The 17,454-nt window shown below is 69.7% G+C and carries 14 protein-coding genes; 9 read left to right on the plus strand and 5 right to left on the minus strand.

The features are described from left to right. The first annotated feature begins 21 nt into the window (after positions 1-21). The 6 genes from WFK36_RS04315 to WFK36_RS04340 all read left to right on the plus strand — a co-directional run bounded on the left by WFK36_RS04315 (position 22) and on the right by WFK36_RS04340 (position 9,830). Positions 22-1,497, plus strand: coding sequence for an MFS transporter (locus tag WFK36_RS04315; protein WP_336789990.1), 1,476 nt, complete (start codon positions 22-24; stop codon positions 1,495-1,497). Between the two features lie 8 nt (positions 1,498-1,505). Then, positions 1,506-4,958 (plus strand): ATP-binding protein, encoded by a 3,453-nt coding sequence (locus WFK36_RS04320; protein WP_336789992.1) that lies wholly within the window; start codon positions 1,506-1,508, stop codon positions 4,956-4,958. A 103-nt stretch (positions 4,959-5,061) separates the two neighbouring features. After that, the gene (locus WFK36_RS04325) at positions 5,062-6,441 is read left to right on the plus strand and encodes an FAD-binding oxidoreductase (RefSeq protein WP_336789994.1); all 1,380 of its coding nucleotides are present in this window, start codon (positions 5,062-5,064) and stop codon (positions 6,439-6,441) included. A 40-nt stretch (positions 6,442-6,481) separates the two neighbouring features. Further along, positions 6,482-7,705, plus strand: a complete 1,224-nt coding sequence (locus tag WFK36_RS04330) for a cysteine desulfurase family protein (RefSeq protein ID WP_336789996.1) — start codon at positions 6,482-6,484, stop codon at positions 7,703-7,705. After that, a complete protein-coding gene (gene mnmA, locus WFK36_RS04335; protein ID WP_336789998.1) occupies positions 7,705-8,808 on the plus strand; it encodes a tRNA 2-thiouridine(34) synthase MnmA in 1,104 nt (367 codons plus the stop codon). The genes WFK36_RS04330 and mnmA overlap by 1 nt, the downstream gene beginning before the upstream one ends. Next, positions 8,805-9,830 carry a uroporphyrinogen decarboxylase/cobalamine-independent methonine synthase family protein gene (locus tag WFK36_RS04340; protein ID WP_336790000.1) on the plus strand — a complete coding sequence of 342 codons (1,026 nt, stop codon included), beginning with the start codon at positions 8,805-8,807 and terminating at the stop codon, positions 9,828-9,830. Before mnmA ends, WFK36_RS04340 begins: the two co-directional genes overlap by 4 nt. 97 nt (positions 9,831-9,927) lie before the next feature. On the opposite strand, the gene WFK36_RS04345 is transcribed toward WFK36_RS04340, so the two are convergent. Further along, complete coding sequence (locus tag WFK36_RS04345) at positions 9,928-10,314, minus strand: MmcQ/YjbR family DNA-binding protein (RefSeq protein WP_336790002.1); 387 nt, start codon at positions 10,312-10,314, stop codon at positions 9,928-9,930. Between the two features lie 55 nt (positions 10,315-10,369). Here WFK36_RS04345 and ligA point away from each other — a divergent pair, with 55 nt between their 5' ends. Continuing rightward, positions 10,370-12,445, plus strand: a complete 2,076-nt coding sequence (ligA, locus tag WFK36_RS04350) for an NAD-dependent DNA ligase LigA (RefSeq protein WP_336790004.1) — start codon at positions 10,370-10,372, stop codon at positions 12,443-12,445. On the opposite strand, the gene WFK36_RS04355 is transcribed toward ligA, so the two are convergent. Together WFK36_RS04355 and WFK36_RS04360 are read right to left on the minus strand one after the other, a co-directional pair. Continuing rightward, positions 12,446-13,105 carry an ACT domain-containing protein gene (locus WFK36_RS04355; protein WP_336790006.1) on the minus strand — a complete coding sequence of 220 codons (660 nt, stop codon included), beginning with the start codon at positions 13,103-13,105 and terminating at the stop codon, positions 12,446-12,448. A gap of 5 nt (positions 13,106-13,110) precedes the next feature. Further along, the gene (locus WFK36_RS04360; RefSeq protein ID WP_008378128.1) at positions 13,111-13,512 is read right to left on the minus strand and encodes a YbjQ family protein; all 402 of its coding nucleotides are present in this window, start codon (positions 13,510-13,512) and stop codon (positions 13,111-13,113) included. A 198-nt stretch (positions 13,513-13,710) separates the two neighbouring features. Between WFK36_RS04360 and gatC the strand changes: the two genes are divergently transcribed. Both gatC and gatA read left to right on the plus strand, forming a co-directional pair. Further along, positions 13,711-14,025 carry an Asp-tRNA(Asn)/Glu-tRNA(Gln) amidotransferase subunit GatC gene (gatC, locus tag WFK36_RS04365; protein WP_336790009.1) on the plus strand — a complete coding sequence of 105 codons (315 nt, stop codon included), beginning with the start codon at positions 13,711-13,713 and terminating at the stop codon, positions 14,023-14,025. Next, on the plus strand, positions 14,022-15,521 hold the full coding sequence (gene gatA / locus WFK36_RS04370) for an Asp-tRNA(Asn)/Glu-tRNA(Gln) amidotransferase subunit GatA (RefSeq protein ID WP_336790011.1): 1,500 nt from the start codon (positions 14,022-14,024) through the stop codon (positions 15,519-15,521). Before gatC ends, gatA begins: the two co-directional genes overlap by 4 nt. Here gatA and WFK36_RS04375 read toward each other — a convergent pair. Both WFK36_RS04375 and WFK36_RS04380 read right to left on the minus strand, forming a co-directional pair. Then, positions 15,491-16,684, minus strand: a complete 1,194-nt coding sequence (locus WFK36_RS04375; RefSeq protein WP_336790013.1) for an alpha/beta-hydrolase family protein — start codon at positions 16,682-16,684, stop codon at positions 15,491-15,493. The two genes, gatA and WFK36_RS04375, sit on opposite strands and share 31 nt — an antisense overlap. After that, positions 16,681-17,289: a hypothetical protein gene (locus tag WFK36_RS04380; protein WP_336790015.1), complete on the minus strand. Its 609-nt coding sequence runs from the start codon at positions 17,287-17,289 to the stop codon at positions 16,681-16,683. The genes WFK36_RS04375 and WFK36_RS04380 overlap by 4 nt, the downstream gene beginning before the upstream one ends. Between the last annotated feature and the right edge of the window lie 165 nt (positions 17,290-17,454).

The following is a 17,454-nucleotide window of genomic DNA, read 5'->3' on the forward strand; positions in this document are numbered from 1 at the left end:
ACTACTCGAGAGGACACCCTCATGACCGACACGACTCAGCGGTGGGACGCCCGCCGCCCGATCACCCTCGCCGCAGTGTGTGCGGCCACCGCGATGCTGATGCTCGACATCGCGGTGGTCAACACGGCACTGCCTGCGATATCCCTCGACTTCGCCGCCGACCTCGGGGGACTCAAGTGGGTCATCGACGGCTACACCCTGGCGCTCGCATCGACCGTCCTCAGCGCGGGCGCGTGGGCCGACCGAGTGGGACGTCGACGGGTGTTCACGATCGGCGCGGTCGTCTTCACCGCGTCGTCGGTGTGGTGTGCGAGCGCCGACGGGATGCTGCTGCTGAACCTCGCTCGGGTGGCGCAGGGACTGGGCGCGTCGTTGCTGTTCGCGACCTCGCTGGCGCTCCTGGCGAACGCGTTTCCCGCCGGTCGTGAGCGTGCGACCGCACTCGCCGCATACGGCGCCACCATCGGCGCCGCGTTCGCCGTCGGCCCGCTGCTCGGCGGCGTGCTGACCGAGTGGCTCGACTGGCGCGCCATCTTTCTGATCAATGTGCCGGTCGGTCTGCTCATGCTGATCGGAGTCAGGTGGATCGACGAATCGCGCAGCGCGTCGCCCCGCCGCGGCGACTGGCTCGGTCAGCTGACGGCCATTGTCGCCCTGGCGGCGTTGACCGACGGATTCTTCGAGGCGGCGGAGGACGGATGGTCCGCGCCTCGCACCCTCGTCGTGTTCTCGGTCGCCGGGATCGCGTTCGTGGCCTTCCTGATCGTCGAGGCGTCCGTCGCCGAGCCGATGCTGCCGTTGGGACTGTTCGCGACTCGCGCGTTCGCCGGAGCACAGTGCGCGACGTTCGCGATCTCCGCGTCGATGTTCGCTGTGTTCGTGTACGTCACCCTGTATCTGCAAGGCGTGCTCGGGATGTCGCCCATCGAGGCGGGCCTGGTCTACCTTCCCGGTACCGCGGTGATGCTGATCGTCGCGGGAGCCACCGACAGACTGATGCTTCTCGTGGCGCCGCGGACACTGATCACGACGTCGTTGATCGCGGTGGCCGGTGGACTTGCGTGGATGACGATCGCCACGGTCGACGGGTCCGGGTGGAATCTGGTGCCGGGCTTCCTGCTGTCGTGCATCGGGGCAGGCGTCTTCAACCCGGTGCTGTCGGCCGTCGTGCTGTCCGAGAGCAGCGCAGACGACCTCGGACTCGCCACCGGCGTGAACGACGTGTTCCGACAGTCCGGCATAGCGCTCGGCGTGGCAGCGCTCGGCGCGGTGTTCCCGGCGCAGGCGGCCTTCGTCCCCGACGCCGCGCAGGAGTTCACCGATGCACTGGTCGTCGCGCTCTGGATCAGCTGTGGTGTGGCGGCAGTCGGTGCGCTGGTCGCGGCGGCGACGCTGGGTCGTGCCGTGCTCGGGGTTCCGCCGAGCGAGGAGTCCGGACGATCGACGCGAACCGGATCGGCCGGGGCGCTTCCAGTCGTAGGATCGCCTCGTGGATGAACGAGTCGATGCGTGAGTACCGTGCGCTCGGCCCCCTGACCGTTCTTCGAGACGGCGTACTGGTCGACCTGGGCTCACCCAAGCAGCGGGCGGTCCTCGCGGCGCTGCTGCTCGGTCGTGGGGCCGTGGTGTCGCGGGACCGGCTGATGGACGCGGTGTGGGGCGATCAACCGCCGCCCGCGGCGGGCACCAGCCTGCAGGCGTACATCTCCAACCTGCGCAGGCTCCTCCGGGACTCGGGCGGGGAGGCGTCGCCCATCCAACGGGTGAGTCCCGGATACCGCCTGGATCTCGGAGACGACGCGTTCGACGTCGCGGACTTCGAACGGTTAGCTCACACTGCTCAGGACGCTCGCCGCGAGAACAGGTGGGACGATGCGCTGGGCTTGTCGGCGAAGGCGCTCGATCTGTGGCGCGGCGGCCTGCTCGCCGAGTTCGGTGATCTCGAGTGGGTCGCCGTCCCGGCTGCGGCGCTCACCGAGACGTGGCGGGGAGTCGCGGAGATCCATGTGACGGCGCTGCTCGCGAAAGGCGAGATCACCGCGGCACTGGGTGAGATAGCGTCCCTCCGCTCGACTGACGTGCTTCGGGAGCGGGGCGTCTGGCTGCACATGATCGCCCTCTACCGCGCCGGTCGGGCCGCCGAATCACTCGCCGTGTTCGCCGCTCACACGCGGGCGATCGGCGACGAGCTCGGGCTCGACCCGGGTGTCGAGTTGAGCGAGCTCCAAGGCGCGATTCTGCGTCACGACCCGGAGATCGCGGCCTGGCCGCGGCCGCCGCACTGGCCGGGCGCCGAGGAGACGAGGGAGCCTGCCGTCGACGACGCTGCATCGATCGCGATGTCAGACGAGACTCGTCGTGCGGCACCGGCGCCACTGGTCGGACGGGCAGCGCTGGTCCAGCGGATCGCCGGACTCTACGATGCGGACCGAATCGGAACGCGGTGGCTGGCGCTCGTCGGTCCCGCGGGCATCGGCAAGACCCGCCTCGCACAGGAGGCCGCGCGTCTCGCCGAGGAGCACGGGGAGACCGCGCTCTGGGTCCGATGCCCGGACGCAGAGGGCATCCCCGCGTGGTGGCCGCTGCGCCAGTTGTGCCGTTCCCTCGGCGCCGACCCGGACGACGTCCTCTCCATCCCGGCCGGGGTGGACGCCGACACCGCCCGGTTCGCCGTCTACGAACGGGTTCAGGCAGTGCTGGAGGCGGCGGCGCCGCTCACGGTCGTCGTCGACGACGTGCAGTGGGCCGACGCCATGACGGCGGGCCTGCTCGGGTATCTGGCGTCGGTCATGACGCAGCCTCGGCTCACCGTGCTCCTCACAGTGCGCGAAGAAGAGGCCTGCGCCGCGACCCTGCGCCTTCGCGACGCATTGGTCCGCGCAGGCGGTGACGTCCTCGGGGTGTCGGGCCTGACCGAGAACGAGGTCGCCGATCTGGTGCGGGCCGTCGCCGACGACCTCTCGCCGACCGACGCCGCCGAGATCGCGGTCCGCACGGGCGGAAATCCGCTGTTCGTCACCGAATACGCCCGCCTTCCTGCGAGCGAACGCGCCGGGATGATGCCCGAAGCCGTTCGGTCGGTCCTCGGCAGACGGCTCGACACGCTCGATCCGCCGGTTCGAGAGGTGATCGGGTACGCGTCGCTGCTCGGCGAGGACATCGACGTCTCGTTCCTGGCCAGAGTCATGGACCGCTCGACCGCCGACGTGGCGGACTGCCTCGACGAAGCGGCCGACGAACGGATCGTGGTCTGGGCGTCGTCTGGCGGGCAGCCGGAGTTCGCGCACGGCCTGCTGAGAGAACAGGCTGCTGCATCGCTGGCGCCGTTGCGTCGCTGTCGTATGCATCAGCGGATCGCCGATGTGCTCGGCGACGTCGACGGAGTCGGAGCCACCGAGGCCAGGGCCGGGCATCTGCTGGAGGCGTTGCCGGTGGCCGACGTCGACGCCGTGGTGCGAGCGTGTCGCGCGGCGGCCGAACAGGCGTCGGCGCGATGGGATTCCGAGAGCACCGCCCACTGGTACGAACGCGCGCTCACCACGTACGAGTCGACCGTGGGCGGCGACGCCGATGTCGGGGTGCGCGACGGGCTCCTGGTCGCGATGCTGCGGGCGAATGCGCGCGCCGGGCGCGCCCAGCATGTGCTCGACACCGTGTGCAGCCGGTTGTCCGACGCTGTCGCCGACCGGTCCGGCGACACCGCGGGCCGCGTCGCTCGAACACTGCTGCGAGCCGGCGGCGGATGGCCGTGGATGTCGCCTGCCGAGGAGCCCGGCGAGCTGCACGCAGTTCTCGAACAGGCCGCCGTGACGTTCGAGGGTCGACCCGACGCACTCGTCGGCATTCTCGGTGCCCTTGCGATCGGCAACTGTTACCACCGTGACGCAGAGGTTCCCGCCGGGCTGCTGCGCCGAGCCGACGAGGCGGCCGCCGCAGTCGGGGATCCCGATGCGTTCGCCGACGCGGCGCTGGCCCGGCTCATCACCTACTCGGGCGTCGCGTCGCACGCGACCGAGCAGGTGGCGCTCGCGCGACGCATCGCCGAACTGCCGCACGCCGACGCTGACGTCGACGCGGTGATCACCGACTCGGTCATCACCATGGCGGCGTTCACCCTCGGGGACCTCGAATCGACGGTGTCGCACATGAGTCGGGCCATCGTGGGCAGTGAGCGCATGCGACTGCCGGTGCTTCGCGCTCAGCTGAGGTGGATGGAGATGGCGCTGGCGGTGTGGCACGCCGACTTCGACCTGGCGCGCGAGCACTTCCGCGTCGCGATGACGGTGCACCGGCAGACGGAGCTGTACGTCGCCGGGTCGGGCATGTTGGCGTTGATGGCGCTCGCCGGGCAGCAGGGCGTGGGCGAACTCGTCGACGAGGTCCTCGGCACCGACGAGAGCGGCCGGATGGACTGGGCGGCCGCCACGGTCGCTGCCTCGCCCGACAATCAGGTGGCCCGTCTCATGGCGGCGGGTGTCGCGACAGTCGCCTGGACACAGGGCGACGAGGCCACGGTCCGCGAGATGATCGAGATCTGGTCGAACGACGACCACCCGATGTTCTGGACGTCGCTCGCGCAGGCGACGGTGCTCGCCGACCTGGTCGCCGAACTCGGCCTCGTCGACCATGCGGCGGGCTTCCTCGAGTACCTCGCACCGTTCGCCGGGTGCATCGCCACGGTGGGCCAGGTCGGCTGCGTCGGCCCGGTGGACCTGGCGTTGGCACGTCTGCACCACCTGATCGACGACGCGGTGGCGGGGGATGCGGCGCTCGACCGTGCTCGCGAGGTGTGCACGTCTGCCCTCAGCCCGTCCGGGCTGCTCAGATGCCGCCTGGTCGAGGCGTCGAGGATGCCGGGCGGACCCGCGCGCGAGGCCGCACTCGCAGCCGTCGTCGAGGATGCTCGCGGCCTCGGACTGCCGCGCGTCGAGGCGAGCGCCCGCGCGCTGCGCGGGTGACCCGACCGGGTCCAAGCGCACTCCAAGAGTCCGGCAAGCGGTGGCCGACACGCTGTCCTCACAGCACCGGCGACGTGCCGCTGCCGACCCCGAGGAGCCCACCGTGACCACTGAATCAGCCCGCCGCGTCGACCGCGCCGACATCGCAGCTCTGCGGTCGTCGGTCCGCGGCGAGGTCCACCGTCCGACCGATGCCGGCTACGAGACCATCGCCTTCAACGTCGCCGTGTCCAGGCGCCCATGGGCGGTGATCGACGTCCTGGACGCGGCCGACGTCGCGGCCGTGATGGAGTTCGCGGCCGCGAACGGGATGACGGTCGCCGTGCACGCCACCGGACACGGCGCCACCGAGATCGACGGCGACACCCTGCTCGTCCGCACCCGGCGCCTCGACGGTCTGCACGTCGACGCGGTCTCCAGGACGACGCGTGTCGGCGCAGGCCTGCGCTGGCAGGCGGTGATCGATGCGGCTGCGCCTCTCGGTCTGGCGCCGGTCTGCGGTTCGGCTCCCGGTGTCGGCGTCGTCGGGCTGCTGACCGGCGCGGGGATCGGACCGATGGTCCGGGCTCTCGGAAGCTCGGCGGATCACGTGCGCGAGTTCACCGTCGTGACCGGCGACGGCCGTGTCCACCGAGCGGCCCCTGACGAGAACCCCGAGCTGTTCTGGGGGCTTCGCGGTGGCAAGGGAACCCTCGGGGTGGTGGTCGAGACGGTGATCGATCTGCTCCCGCTGCGGGGCTTCTACGGCGGCGCCCTGTACTTCGACGGCGACGACGCCGCTGCCGTGCTGCACGCATGGCGCGTATGGACGCAGACTCTGCCCGACGACGTCGACACGTCTGTCGCGCTCCTGCGGCTGCCCGAGATGCCCGGCGTCCCGCCGATGCTCGCAGGTCGACTGACCGTCGCCGTGCGGTTCGCGAGCCTCGCCGATCCCGACACCGCAGCGGGCGTCCTCGCACCGATGCGGGCGATCGCGCAGCCGGTCCTGGACGCCGTCGCGCCGATGCCCTACGCGGCGATCGGTGCGATCCATGCTGACCCGACCGATCCGGTGCCGGTGTGCGAGGACTCGGCTCTGCTGCGTGAGGTGACCGCCGACACCGTCGTCGCATTGCTCGACGAGGCCGGGCCCACGGTCCCGAGTCCACTGCTGATGGTGGAGATCCGCCTGCTCGGTGGTGCGCTGGCCCACGCCGACGCCGCGCACAGCGCACTCAGCCACCGCGACGCCGCGGCCAACGTTCAGGTGGTCGGAGTGCTCGCACCGCCGATCGCCGACGCTGTTCCGAAGGCGGTGTCGTCCCTGATCTCCGCGCTGGCGCCGTTCAGCGACGGTGCACGGCTGCCGAACTTCACCGCGTCCTCCGATCCGGCGGTGATCGCTCGGTGCTACGACGACGACACACGCGCTTGGCTCGGTGCGCTCGCCCGGCAGTACGACCCGGCGGACGTGCTCGCCGTCGGCCAGGTGGTCCGATGATTTCTTCCCCCTCACCGGGCGCGGCTATCGTGGTGGGGTCATGTCCACGCCCCAGCAGCCTGCCTACCTCGACAACGCAGCGTCCACCGCACTCGTCGCGGAGGCTCGTGCGGCGATGGAGTCGGCCTGGGCGAGGCCGGGCAACTCGTCGTCGCTGCACGGTTCGGGGCGACGGGCCCGCCGCATCCTCGAGGAGTCGCGCGAGTCGATCGCGCGCGACCTGGGAGCTCGGCCCTCCGAGGTGATCTTCACCAGCGGCGGCACCGAGTCGGACAATCTTGCACTCAAAGGCATCTACGCCGCCCGGCGACGCGAGGACGACCGTCGACGCACCGTCGTCGTGTCGGCCGTCGAGCACCATGCGATCCTCGATCCCGCGCAGTGGCTCGCCGATGAGGCCGGCGCGAACCTCGCGGTGCTGCCCGTAGACGAGAACGGGGCGGTCAGCGTCGCCGCGTTGCGTGAATTGCTCGCATCCGACGCCGACTCGGTCGCGGTCATCTCGGTGATGTGGGCGAACAACGAGGTCGGCACCGTCCAACCCATCGCCGAAGTCGCCAGGCTCGGCGCAGAGTACGGCGTACCGGTGCACTCGGACGCCATCGCCGCCGCGGGGCATCTGCCGATCGACTTCGCCGAGAGCGGACTGTCGGCGCTGAGCATCGCGGGCCACAAGTTCGGCGGACCACAGGGCACGGGTGCGCTCCTTCTGCAGCGAGACGTGGCCTGCACCCCGTTGCTTCACGGCGGCGGCCATGAACGAGACATCCGATCCGGTACGCAGGATGTTCCCGCCGCCGCCGGGATGGCGGCGGCGTTGCGGGCGGCCGTCACGCATCGTGATGCGCACAACGCTCACGTCGTCGCCCTTCGCGACCGCCTGCGCGACGTGCTGGTCGCGGTCGGCGGCGTTCAAGTGAACGGCGCCCTCGGACATCCGGACGCGGCCGATGCGCTGCCGGGGATCGTCCACGTGTCGTTCGACGGCTGCGAAGGCGATTCGCTGCTCATGCTGCTCGACGCCAAGGGCGTGGAGTGCTCAACCGGTTCCGCGTGCACCGCAGGCGTGGCGGCTGCGAGTCACGTGCTCTTGGCGATGGGCCTGGACATGGGCACAGCGCGCGGTTCGTTGCGCTTTTCGCTGGCCCACGACAACAACAACGACGATGTGACCGTGGTCGCCGATGTGATCGGCGACGTGGTCGACAGGGCACGAGCGGCGGGCCTGCTCAGTGCGGGGTCTCGAACGGGAGGGAGACGCTGATGCGTGTACTTGCAGCGATGAGCGGTGGAGTCGACTCGGCGGTCGCCGCCGCCCGAGCAGTCGAAGCGGGACACGACGTCGTCGGCGTCCACTTGGCACTGTCGACGGCGCCGGGAGCACTGCGTACCGGATCGCGCGGCTGCTGCTCGCGCGAAGACGCCGACGACGCTCGGCGTGCCGCCGACGTGTTGGGCATCCCGTTCTACGTGTGGGACTTCGCCGACCGGTTCAAGGAAGACGTCATCGACGAGTTCGTCGCGTCGTACGCCGCGGGGGAGACTCCCAACCCCTGCCTCTCGTGCAACGAGAAGATTAAGTTCTCGGCGCTGGCCGAGCGGGCGGAGGCGCTCGGCTTCGACGCCCTCGCGACCGGCCACTACGCACGCTTGGAGAACGGCGAGCTGCGCCGCGCAGTCGACGACGACAAGGATCAGTCGTACGTGCTCGCCGTACTCGACCACGAGCAGCTGTCGCGGGCGATGTTCCCCATCGGCGACACTCCGAAGCCGCAGATCCGTGAAGAGGCGGAGAGACGAGGCCTGTCGGTCGCGAACAAGCCCGACTCGCACGACATCTGCTTCATTCCGACGGGTGACACACGCGCATTCCTCGGTGCGCGGATCGGCATCCGCCCCGGTGCGGTGATCGAGAAGTCGACGGGTGAGAAGCTCGCCGACCACGAGGGTGTGCACGGATTCACCATCGGGCAGCGCAAGGGACTCGGCATCGAGGGGCCAGGCCCGGACGGAGCGCCACGCTACGTCACCGGCATCGACCCGGAGACCGGCACGGTCACCGTCGGATCGGCCGCCGACCTGGACGTCTCCTCGATCATCGCCGCGCGTGCGATCTGGACGTCGGGCGTCACTCCGGACGGACCGGTCGAATGCACCGTCCAGGTGCGTGCTCACGGCGGGCTCGCACCAGCGGTCGCCACCCCGATCGAGGTCGACGGCGGACCGGGCGTCCGCATCGACCTGCGGAGCCCGCTGCGCGGCGTCGCCCGAGGGCAGGCAGCTGTGCTGTACGCCGCAGACGAGGCGAACGGCGACCTCGTCCTCGGCTGCAGCCGCATCGCCGACACCGTCCAGGTCACTCGGTGACATTCGTCGGCTCGCGGGTGCCGACCGGACTCGGCACCGGGCTCGGGCCGATGCCGGGCGTCGACCCCGCAGAAGCCGTCGCCGTCGTCTCGGGGGAGACCGACTTCGCCTTCGTGCCGGAACTGCCCGCCCGCGGAATCGGCGCCGATCCCGTGGGCCGTGCGGGTGCAGTCCTGATCGACATGCCGTTCGAGATGATCCACGACGCGTACCGGCTCACCTCCCGGCCCGGGTCGGTGACCAGGCGAGCGCGCGACCTGCTGGCCAGGGACCTCGACGCACTTGAGGAGCACTGGGATTCGAACGGCCTCATCGACACCGGGAAGCTCCTCAAAGTCCAACTCTGCGGACCGTTCACCTACTCGGCACAGGTCGAGCTCCGGAACGGGCACAAAGTGGTCCGCGACCGCGGCGCGCGCCTGGACGTCGTCGCATCGATGACCGACGGACTCGTCGAGCACGTGAAAGAACTGCGGCGCAGACTGGGCGCGGAGATCGTCGTCCAACTCGACGAACAGCAGATCGATGCGGTGCTGAACGGCAGCGTGCAACCGCTCACCAGGCTGGACGCCATCCCGCCCGTGCCGATGTCGCTGATCGTCCAGCGATTCGAGGAGATGGCCGCGGCGATCGACACGCCGATGATCCTGCACGGCGCGAGCACTCCGCAGTCCGCGTTGGTCAGGATGCTGCCGTCGTACGCGGTCACCGTCGACCTGTCGACTCCGTCGACCGACATCGGGAAGGACCGGATGGCCGAGTTCCTCGACGCCGGCGGCGTGATGCTCGCGGGGGTGGTCCCGACCTCTCGGCCGGCGGTGGAGCCGCGCCCGGAGGAGATCGCTCAGGGCTTGGCTCGTCTCATGGACGAGATCGGGATGAACCGCTCGGTCCTGCGCGACAACGTCGTCGTGACACCGCACAGCGGCCTCGCCGACGCCGCGCCGTCGTGGGCCGCCAGCGCGCTTCGCATCGCGTCGCAGACCGCCGAACTCCTCGCATCAGACCCCGCAGCGCTCTAAGACGCGACGGGCGATCCAGACGGAACGCGCCGCTCGGTCGTCCCCTGCTCGTTGAGCGAGTCGAAGCGAGTCGAAGCGTGCCCGCGTCCCCGACGGACTATCCGTCCAACAGTGCGATGGCACGTTTGGGCGCGATCTGTCGGAAGGCGGCGTCGAGGAGCTCGACGACCTCCTCCCAATCACAGTCCAGTGCGAGGTCGATCCCCAGCCAGCCGTACGCGCCGACGTACGCCGGAACGAAGAACCGCTCATCCTGGACCAGGGCGTCGCGCTCGGCCGGATCAGGGACGAAGAGCAGTGCGTTGTCGTGGACGATCTTCGTCTCGCCCTTTCGAGAGCCGCCGTACATCGCGAACATCTTCCCGCAGCGGAACGTCGGCCGACCGTGCGCGACCTTCTCGGTCGCCTCGGGCAGGGCGAGTGCACGTTCACGAAGGAGCGCGAGGATCGGGTCGGCGTCGTCGAACATGATCGGGTGCGGCATGTGGCCAGCGTAATCGTCTCCCGGACATGTCGGAGGGCTGCGTTAATCTGAACCCGTGACCGACGCCCAGACGCCAACGCCCTCCGACGCCGCCGCCCGCGAATGGGCAGAGCTCGCCGACGAGGTGCGCGGACACCAGTTCCGCTACTACGTGCAGGACGCGCCGACGATCAGCGACGGAGAGTTCGACTCCCTGCTCAAGCGACTGATGGCGCTCGAAGAGGAGCACCCGGAACTCGCGGTCGCCGACTCGCCGACGAAATTGGTCGGCGGCGGATTCTCCACCGACTTCGCGTCCGTCGACCACCTCGAACGGATGATGTCCCTCGACAACGTCTTCGACTCGGATGAGATGCGCGGCTGGGTGTCGCGCACCGAAGCGGATGCAGGAGTCGGGATCGACTTCCTCTGCGAGCTGAAGATCGACGGAGTCGCGCTCGCCCTGGTGTACGAGAACGGGACCCTGGTCCGTGGTGTCACGCGCGGCGACGGCCGCACGGGTGAGGACGTGACGCTCAACGCGCGCACCATCGTCGGGGTGCCGCATCAGCTGTCGTCCGATGTTCGTCCGGTGCCGGAACTGCTCGAGGTCCGCGGCGAGGTGTACTTCCGGCTGGAAGACTTCGCGACCCTCAACGCGTCGTTGGTGGCGGACGGGAAAGCACCGTTCGCGAATCCCCGCAACTCGGCGGCGGGCTCGCTGCGTCAAAAGAATCCCCAGGTCACGGCTCGACGAAATCTGCGGATGATCTGCCACGGCATCGGCCGGATCGACGGGTGGCGGCCGGAGTCGCTGCACGACGCGTACGTCGCGCTGGCCGAGTGGGGCCTGCCGGTGTCGACGCACACCCGCAAGGTGGTCGGAGCCGATGCGGTCCTCGACGCGGTCGCGTACTGGGGTGAGAATCGCCATTCGCCGGAACTCGATCACGAGATCGACGGCCTTGTCGTCAAGGTCGACGATGTGACGCTGCAGCGCAGGCTCGGAGCCACCTCCCGTGCACCGCGGTGGGCGATCGCCTACAAGTACCCACCCGAGGAGGTCACCACCAAACTCCTCGACATCATGGTCGGTGTCGGACGCACCGGGCGTGTCACCCCGTGGGCGCTGATGGAGCCGGTCACCGTCGCCGGATCGACCGTCGCCCGCGCGACCCTCCACAACGGTTTCGAAGTGCAGCGCAAGGGTGTGCTGATCGGTGACACCATCACGATCCGCAAGGCGGGCGACGTGATCCCCGAGGTACTCGGGCCGGTCGTCGAACTGCGTGACGGCACCGAACGCGAGTTCGTGATGCCCGTCGAATGCCCAGAGTGCGGAACCACACTTGCGCCCGCCAAAGAAGGCGACAAGGACATCCGTTGCCCCAACCAGCGGACGTGTCCCGGCCAGCTGCGGGAACGGCTGTTCTACCTAGCCGGACGCGGCGCGTTCGATGTCGAAGCACTCGGTTATGAGGGCGCCCAGGCGCTCTTGTCCAGCGGCGTGCTCGTCGACGAGGGTGATCTGTTCTCCCTGACCGAGGACGACCTGCTCCGCACCGACATCTACACGACCAAAGACGGTGCGCTGTCGGCCAACGGGCGCAGGCTCCTCGACAACCTCGACAAGGCCAAAGACGTCCCACTCTGGCGAGTGCTCGTCGCACTGTCGATCCGTCACTGCGGACCCACACCGTCCCGCGCCCTCGCGACCGCGTTCGGCTCACTCGAAGCGATCGAGAACGCATCGGTGGAGGAACTGGCGCAGGTGGACGGTCTGGGACCGACCCGGGCGGCGAGCGTCCACGACTGGTTCTCCGTCGACTGGCATCACGACATCGTCGCGAAGTGGCGTGCCGCGGGCGTGTCGATGGAGGACGAGGTGGACGAGACCGTCGTGCGGACTCTCGAAGGCAAGACGCTGGTCGTCACCGGTTCGCTCGTCGACTTCACGCGTGACGGCGCGAAGGAGGCCATCATCGCGCGCGGCGGCAAGGCGTCGGGATCGGTGTCGAAGAAGACCGACTACGTGATCATCGGCGACGCACCGGGCAGCAAGGCGGCCAAAGCCGAAGACCTCGGCGTGCCGATCCTCGACGAGGACGGGTTCAAGGTGCTGCTCGAGACGGGCGCCCCGCCCATCGAGTGATCAGCGGCCGTGCTCGATGACCGTGCTGAGGATCCCGGTGAGGTAACCCAGGCGTGCGACCTCGGACGGCCGGAAGTCGGGTCCTCCGGTGCGGCCGAGGACGAGTGCCTTCGCGCCGTCGCCCAGGGGAGCGGCGGCGAGTGTCGTGTCCATGTCGCGCCAGATCGCCGGAACCCAGTCGAGGTCGCCCCCGAAGCTCGTCGCGGCGTGAAGCGGAAGCCAGTCGGCCTGTTCGAGTGGAGTCTCGGGGGCGCCGGAACTTCCGAAAAGGGTGAGGACGTCGACGCCCGGGCGCGCGACGATCATCGCCCACGAGGCGCGCAGCACCCGTGGTGCGAGGTCGACGAGCACCTGGTAACGGTCCGTCGCGGCCGTCGCGACGACGTCGATCAGTTCCAACTCCTGATGCGTGTCGAGGACGTCGGAGAACGGCCGCAGTGATTCCACGTGCACGTCGTGGACGTTCTCCGCTGCGGTGATCAGGGTGTCGGGCAGTGCGGTGACGGGAAGCTCGACGACGATGTCGTCGACCGCATATCCGTCACCGCGCTCGATCACTTCGAGTGATTGGATGTCGGCGCCGACCGCACCGAGCTCCACCGCGAGCATGCCGAGGCTGCCTGGGCGGTCGGAGAGGCGCAGGCGCAGCAGGTACGACAACGCGGTTACTGCTGCGGAGCAGGATGGCCGGGAGCGACCTGCTGGGCCTGGGGCGCGAACTGCTGCTGCGGCGGCGCCTGGCCGTCGACCGAGCGAACGCCGACCGCGGTGCCGTAGGCGCACACTTCGACACCGCCGCCGCCCGCGTACTCGGTGGTCTCGAAGCGGAAGGCGACGACAGCGTTCGCGCCGCGCCCCTGCGCCTCGGTTGCGAGGCGACTGAGGGCCTCCTGGCGGCATTCGTGCAGAAGCTGCGTGATGCCTTTGAGCTCACCGCCCGCCAGCGACTTCAGTCCTGCTCCGATGTTGGAACCGATATGACGCGAGCGAACGGTGAGGCCGAAGCACTCACCGAACACGTGCTCGATCCGGTAGCCGGGCAGCTCGTTCGTCGTGACGATGATCATGGGCACAGGCTACGTCGCTCGACGTGTGTCGGCCAGTGCAGGGCGCACAATCGTTCATCTGGATGTAGGACATGCCAGATGGGGGTGGAGGCGACTGCGGAGTGGCGACGGCGGTCCCATATCCTTGAGGACATCCATCCATCTGCGTCTACCCGCCTGCGTGCACCCATGTGGGCCGTAGGCGAGAAAGGTCCGGCGATGTCACCCGAACCTGAGTCCGCAATCAGCCGCGACGAGGTCGCGCACCTGGCGCGTCTGTCGCGCTTGGCGCTGACCGACGCCGAGCTCGACCAGTACGCCGGGCAGCTGAACTCGATCCTCACCCACGTCGCTCAGGTCGCCGAAGTCGCGGCCGACGACGTTCCGCCGACGGCGCATCCCGCCGACCTGCAGAACGTGCTCCGACTCGACGTCGTCGTGCCGTCGCTCACGCCCGAACAGGCTCTGTCGGGCGCACCGGCCGTCGAACAGGACAGATTCGCCGTCCCGCAGATCCTCGGGGAGGAACAGTGACCGATACCACCACCCGCGCAGCAGGTGAGATCACCGGGCTGACCGCCGCGGAGCTCGCAGGCAAGATCGCCGCCCGTGAACTGTCGTCCGTAGAGGTGACCCAGGCGCACCTGGATCGCATCGCCGAGATTGACGGCGAGCTCGGCGCGTTCCTGCACGTCGGCGCCGCGGAGGCGCTCGACGCTGCGAAGGCCGCCGACGCCGCGATCGCCGCAGGCGAGGCGCCCAGTGCGCTCACAGGCGTCCCGATCGCGCTCAAGGACGTGTTCACCACCGTCGACGCTCCGACCACCTGCGGTTCGAAGATCCTCGAGGGCTGGGTGTCGCCGTACGACGCGACGCTCACGCAGCGTCTGCGCGCGGCGGGCATCCCGATCCTCGGCAAGACCAACATGGACGAGTTCGCGATGGGATCGTCCACCGAGAACTCCGCGTACCAGGTGACACGCAACCCGTGGGACGTCGACCGCATCCCCGGCGGCTCCGGCGGCGGCAGCGCGGCGGCGCTCGCGTCGTTCCAGGCGCCCCTGGCGATCGGCACCGACACCGGTGGCTCCATCCGCCAACCGGCTGCTGTCACGGCGACAGTCGGTGTGAAGCCCACGTACGGCACGGTGTCGCGCTACGGACTCGTCGCATGCGCTTCGTCCCTCGATCAGGGCGGACCGTGCGGCCGCACCGTGCTCGACACGGCCCTGCTGCACGAGGTGATCGCCGGGCACGATCCGCGTGACTCCACGTCGATCGACGTCCCGGTGCCCGACGTGGTCGGCGCAGCTCGGGCCGGCGCGACCGGGGATCTGACCGGCGTGCGGATCGGCGTCGTCAAGCAGCTGCAGGGGGAGGGCTACCAGGCCGGCGTCCTCGAGTCGTTCCAGCAGGCGTGTGCCACGCTGACCTCGCTCGGCGCGACCATCGTCGAGGTGGACTGCCCGAACTTCTCGTACGCGCTGGGCGCGTACTACCTGATCCTGCCGTCGGAGGTCTCGAGCAACCTCGCACGCTTCGACGCCATGCGGTACGGCCTGCGCGTCGGCGACGACGGCACACACAGCGCCGACGAGGTCATGGCCCTCACGCGTGCCGCGGGCTTCGGTCCCGAGGTGAAGCGGCGCATCATGATCGGCACCTACGCGCTGAGCTCCGGCTATTACGACGCCTACTACGGCCAAGCGCAGAAGGTTCGCACGCTCATCGCACAGGATTTCGCCAAGGCCTACGCCGACGTCGACGTCCTGATCTCACCGACCACGCCCACCACGGCGTTCAAACTCGGTGAGAAGGTCGACGATCCGCTGGCCATGTACCTGTTCGACCTGTGCACCCTGCCCGTCAACCTGGCCGGAACCGCCGCCATGTCGGTGCCGTCGGGCACCGCGTCCGACGGCGGCGCGGTGCTGCCCGTCGGTCTGCAGATCATGGCGCCCGCGTTGGCGGACGACCGTCTGTACCGCATCGGCGCCGCCTACGAAGCAGCACGCGGCCCGATCGTCTGACACCCGGGAGGGAGTTCGCCGACGGCGAGCCCCTGCTCGATCCCGTAGTGGTGTCCGGTGCCGACCGGGCCGTCGAGTGAGACGGCCAGGTCGAGAGCGGTCCCGACGACGGACAGCCCGGGTATCCACGGCAACTGCTGTCGCGGGGCCCCGATCGTCGTCGTTCCGCCGACGTGGTCGGGCGCTCGCCACGCCAGTGACGCGTCGAAGTCCGCCACCGGGTCGGTGGCGTTCGCCAACACCACCCGCGGCTCGCACGCGGGCAGGGACTCGACGGTGCCCGCAGGAGGACCCGACAGCACGGTCCCGTCGATCGCGACCTGGTGGTCGTCGGCCCACGCCCTGGCGGCGTCCGCGCCGATCGCGCCGAGGCTCTGCCCGAACAGGTACACGTCGGGTCGGTCGGGTGAGGCGCTGATCCGGCGGTCCAGCGCACGCACGAGGGCGATCGCGCTGTCGCTCGCGGCGGCAGGCGACCGCACATAGGCCTGCCACGACGGGACGTCGGAGTACTGCATCGCCAGGAATGCGACGTCGTCGTCGAAATACCGGCGGAAGCCTGCGACAGCGCTGGCGTCGACCCAGCCGGACCCGGTCGGGACGATCACCACGACCGCGCCGGTGTGCGGTTTCGTCGCCCAGTCGTCCACGAGTGCCTGCGCCCTCGCGTCGACATCGGCCGTCGGGTCGAGCATGGAGTAGCTCAGCGCGGGATCGGCGGGAATGTCGGGGGCTGCGGCCCGAGCGTGCGCTGCGGGGCCCGCGATGAGGGCGGTCAGCAGTGCGCCGACCGCCCACACCCGGCCGGGGAGCCAGACCAGCGCCAGACCGACGGCGAGCGGCACGCCCGCCGCGGCAGCCACCCACAGCACGCCGGGAGCGGGGGCGCCGACATTCTCGGCGACACGGGTCTGCCACCACAGCGCACCGACCACCGCGGCAGCGCCTGCGACTGCCGCCGCCGACACGAGTTCCGACGACGCGGCCCGGCGCCTTCCCAGGCGAGCGCTGACGGCTCCGACACCCATCCCGAGCAGTGTCAGCACGGTGCCGACCGCTGCGGAGACCATCGCCGCGCGGGGAAGCTGACCGGGTGCGAGAGCGAGCGCCCATCCGATCAGGCCGCCGAGAAGCGCGGCGGACGAGATCCGCGGCGCGCTCATCGTCGACCCGCCAGCGACTCGGTGACACGGAGAGCGGCCGACGCCGCCATGTCGCCTGCGGACTCCGGAACCGGGGCCGACCAGTGTTGCCTCCACGAGTTCGCGTCGAGTCCGACTCCGGCGAGACTCGCCGCGGCATCGCACACCGGGTTGCTGCACGACCGGTGCATGGCGTCGACGAGCATCTCGTCGAGCGCGAGCCGCGCCCACGGTGCGGCGGGCCGGCCGGTCCGATCGCCGTAACGCAGCAGGTCGTATCCGAAGTCGTGACTTCGACACAGCGGCTCGAATCGGTCAGGCATCGGGACGGGCGACGAACAGTCGCCCGTGGTGTTGACCGGTCCGCCGTCCTCGACGCCCGGTCGGTAGCCCATCACTGCGGGGAAGTCGGAGGGGAGTGCAGTCAGTGCCTGCTCCGGGTGATCACCGACCAGCGCAGCGATCGTCTTCTCGGCTGGGTTCGTGATCGGCCCGATCGTGGTCGGCGCGCCCGATGCGGCGGCCGCCGCAGCTGTCGTGCCGAGGACCAGGGTGGCGAACACGGCGATCGCGGATGCGGCGACGACACGACGGGCAACAGCGCGGAGAGTGAGGTTCTCGGTCATGACGTCAACGTTCTCGGGCCCGGGCACCAGGCCGGATCGCCCGCGAAAGCGATTGTGGGGCCCTACGTTTCGGGCAGGGCTCGGCGATCTCTCACCCTCCGGGCGGAGTCGGATCTCCCTCTCGCGGGGGAGGTGCCCGACGCGTTCGCCGATCTACGGTTGACG

The sequence above is a fragment of the Gordonia malaquae genome (genome assembly GCF_037148075.1).
Taxonomy (GTDB): domain Bacteria; phylum Actinomycetota; class Actinomycetes; order Mycobacteriales; family Mycobacteriaceae; genus Gordonia; species Gordonia malaquae.

Coding starts and splice junctions, on each gene's coding strand:
- WFK36_RS04375 (WP_336790013.1), bottom strand. CDS start 16,684: ATGAGCGCGCCGCGGATCTCGTCCGCCGCGCTTCTCGGCGGCCTGATC.
- WFK36_RS04360 (WP_008378128.1), bottom strand. CDS start 13,512: ATGATCATCGTCACGACGAACGAGCTGCCCGGCTACCGGATCGAGCAC.
- WFK36_RS04380 (WP_336790015.1), bottom strand. CDS start 17,289: ATGACCGAGAACCTCACTCTCCGCGCTGTTGCCCGTCGTGTCGTCGCC.
- gatC (WP_336790009.1), top strand. CDS start 13,711: ATGTCACCCGAACCTGAGTCCGCAATCAGCCGCGACGAGGTCGCGCAC.
- WFK36_RS04315 (WP_336789990.1), top strand. CDS start 22: ATGACCGACACGACTCAGCGGTGGGACGCCCGCCGCCCGATCACCCTC.
- WFK36_RS04330 (WP_336789996.1), top strand. CDS start 6,482: ATGTCCACGCCCCAGCAGCCTGCCTACCTCGACAACGCAGCGTCCACC.
- WFK36_RS04345 (WP_336790002.1), bottom strand. CDS start 10,314: ATGCCGCACCCGATCATGTTCGACGACGCCGACCCGATCCTCGCGCTC.
- mnmA (WP_336789998.1), top strand. CDS start 7,705: ATGCGTGTACTTGCAGCGATGAGCGGTGGAGTCGACTCGGCGGTCGCC.
- WFK36_RS04320 (WP_336789992.1), top strand. CDS start 1,506: ATGCGTGAGTACCGTGCGCTCGGCCCCCTGACCGTTCTTCGAGACGGC.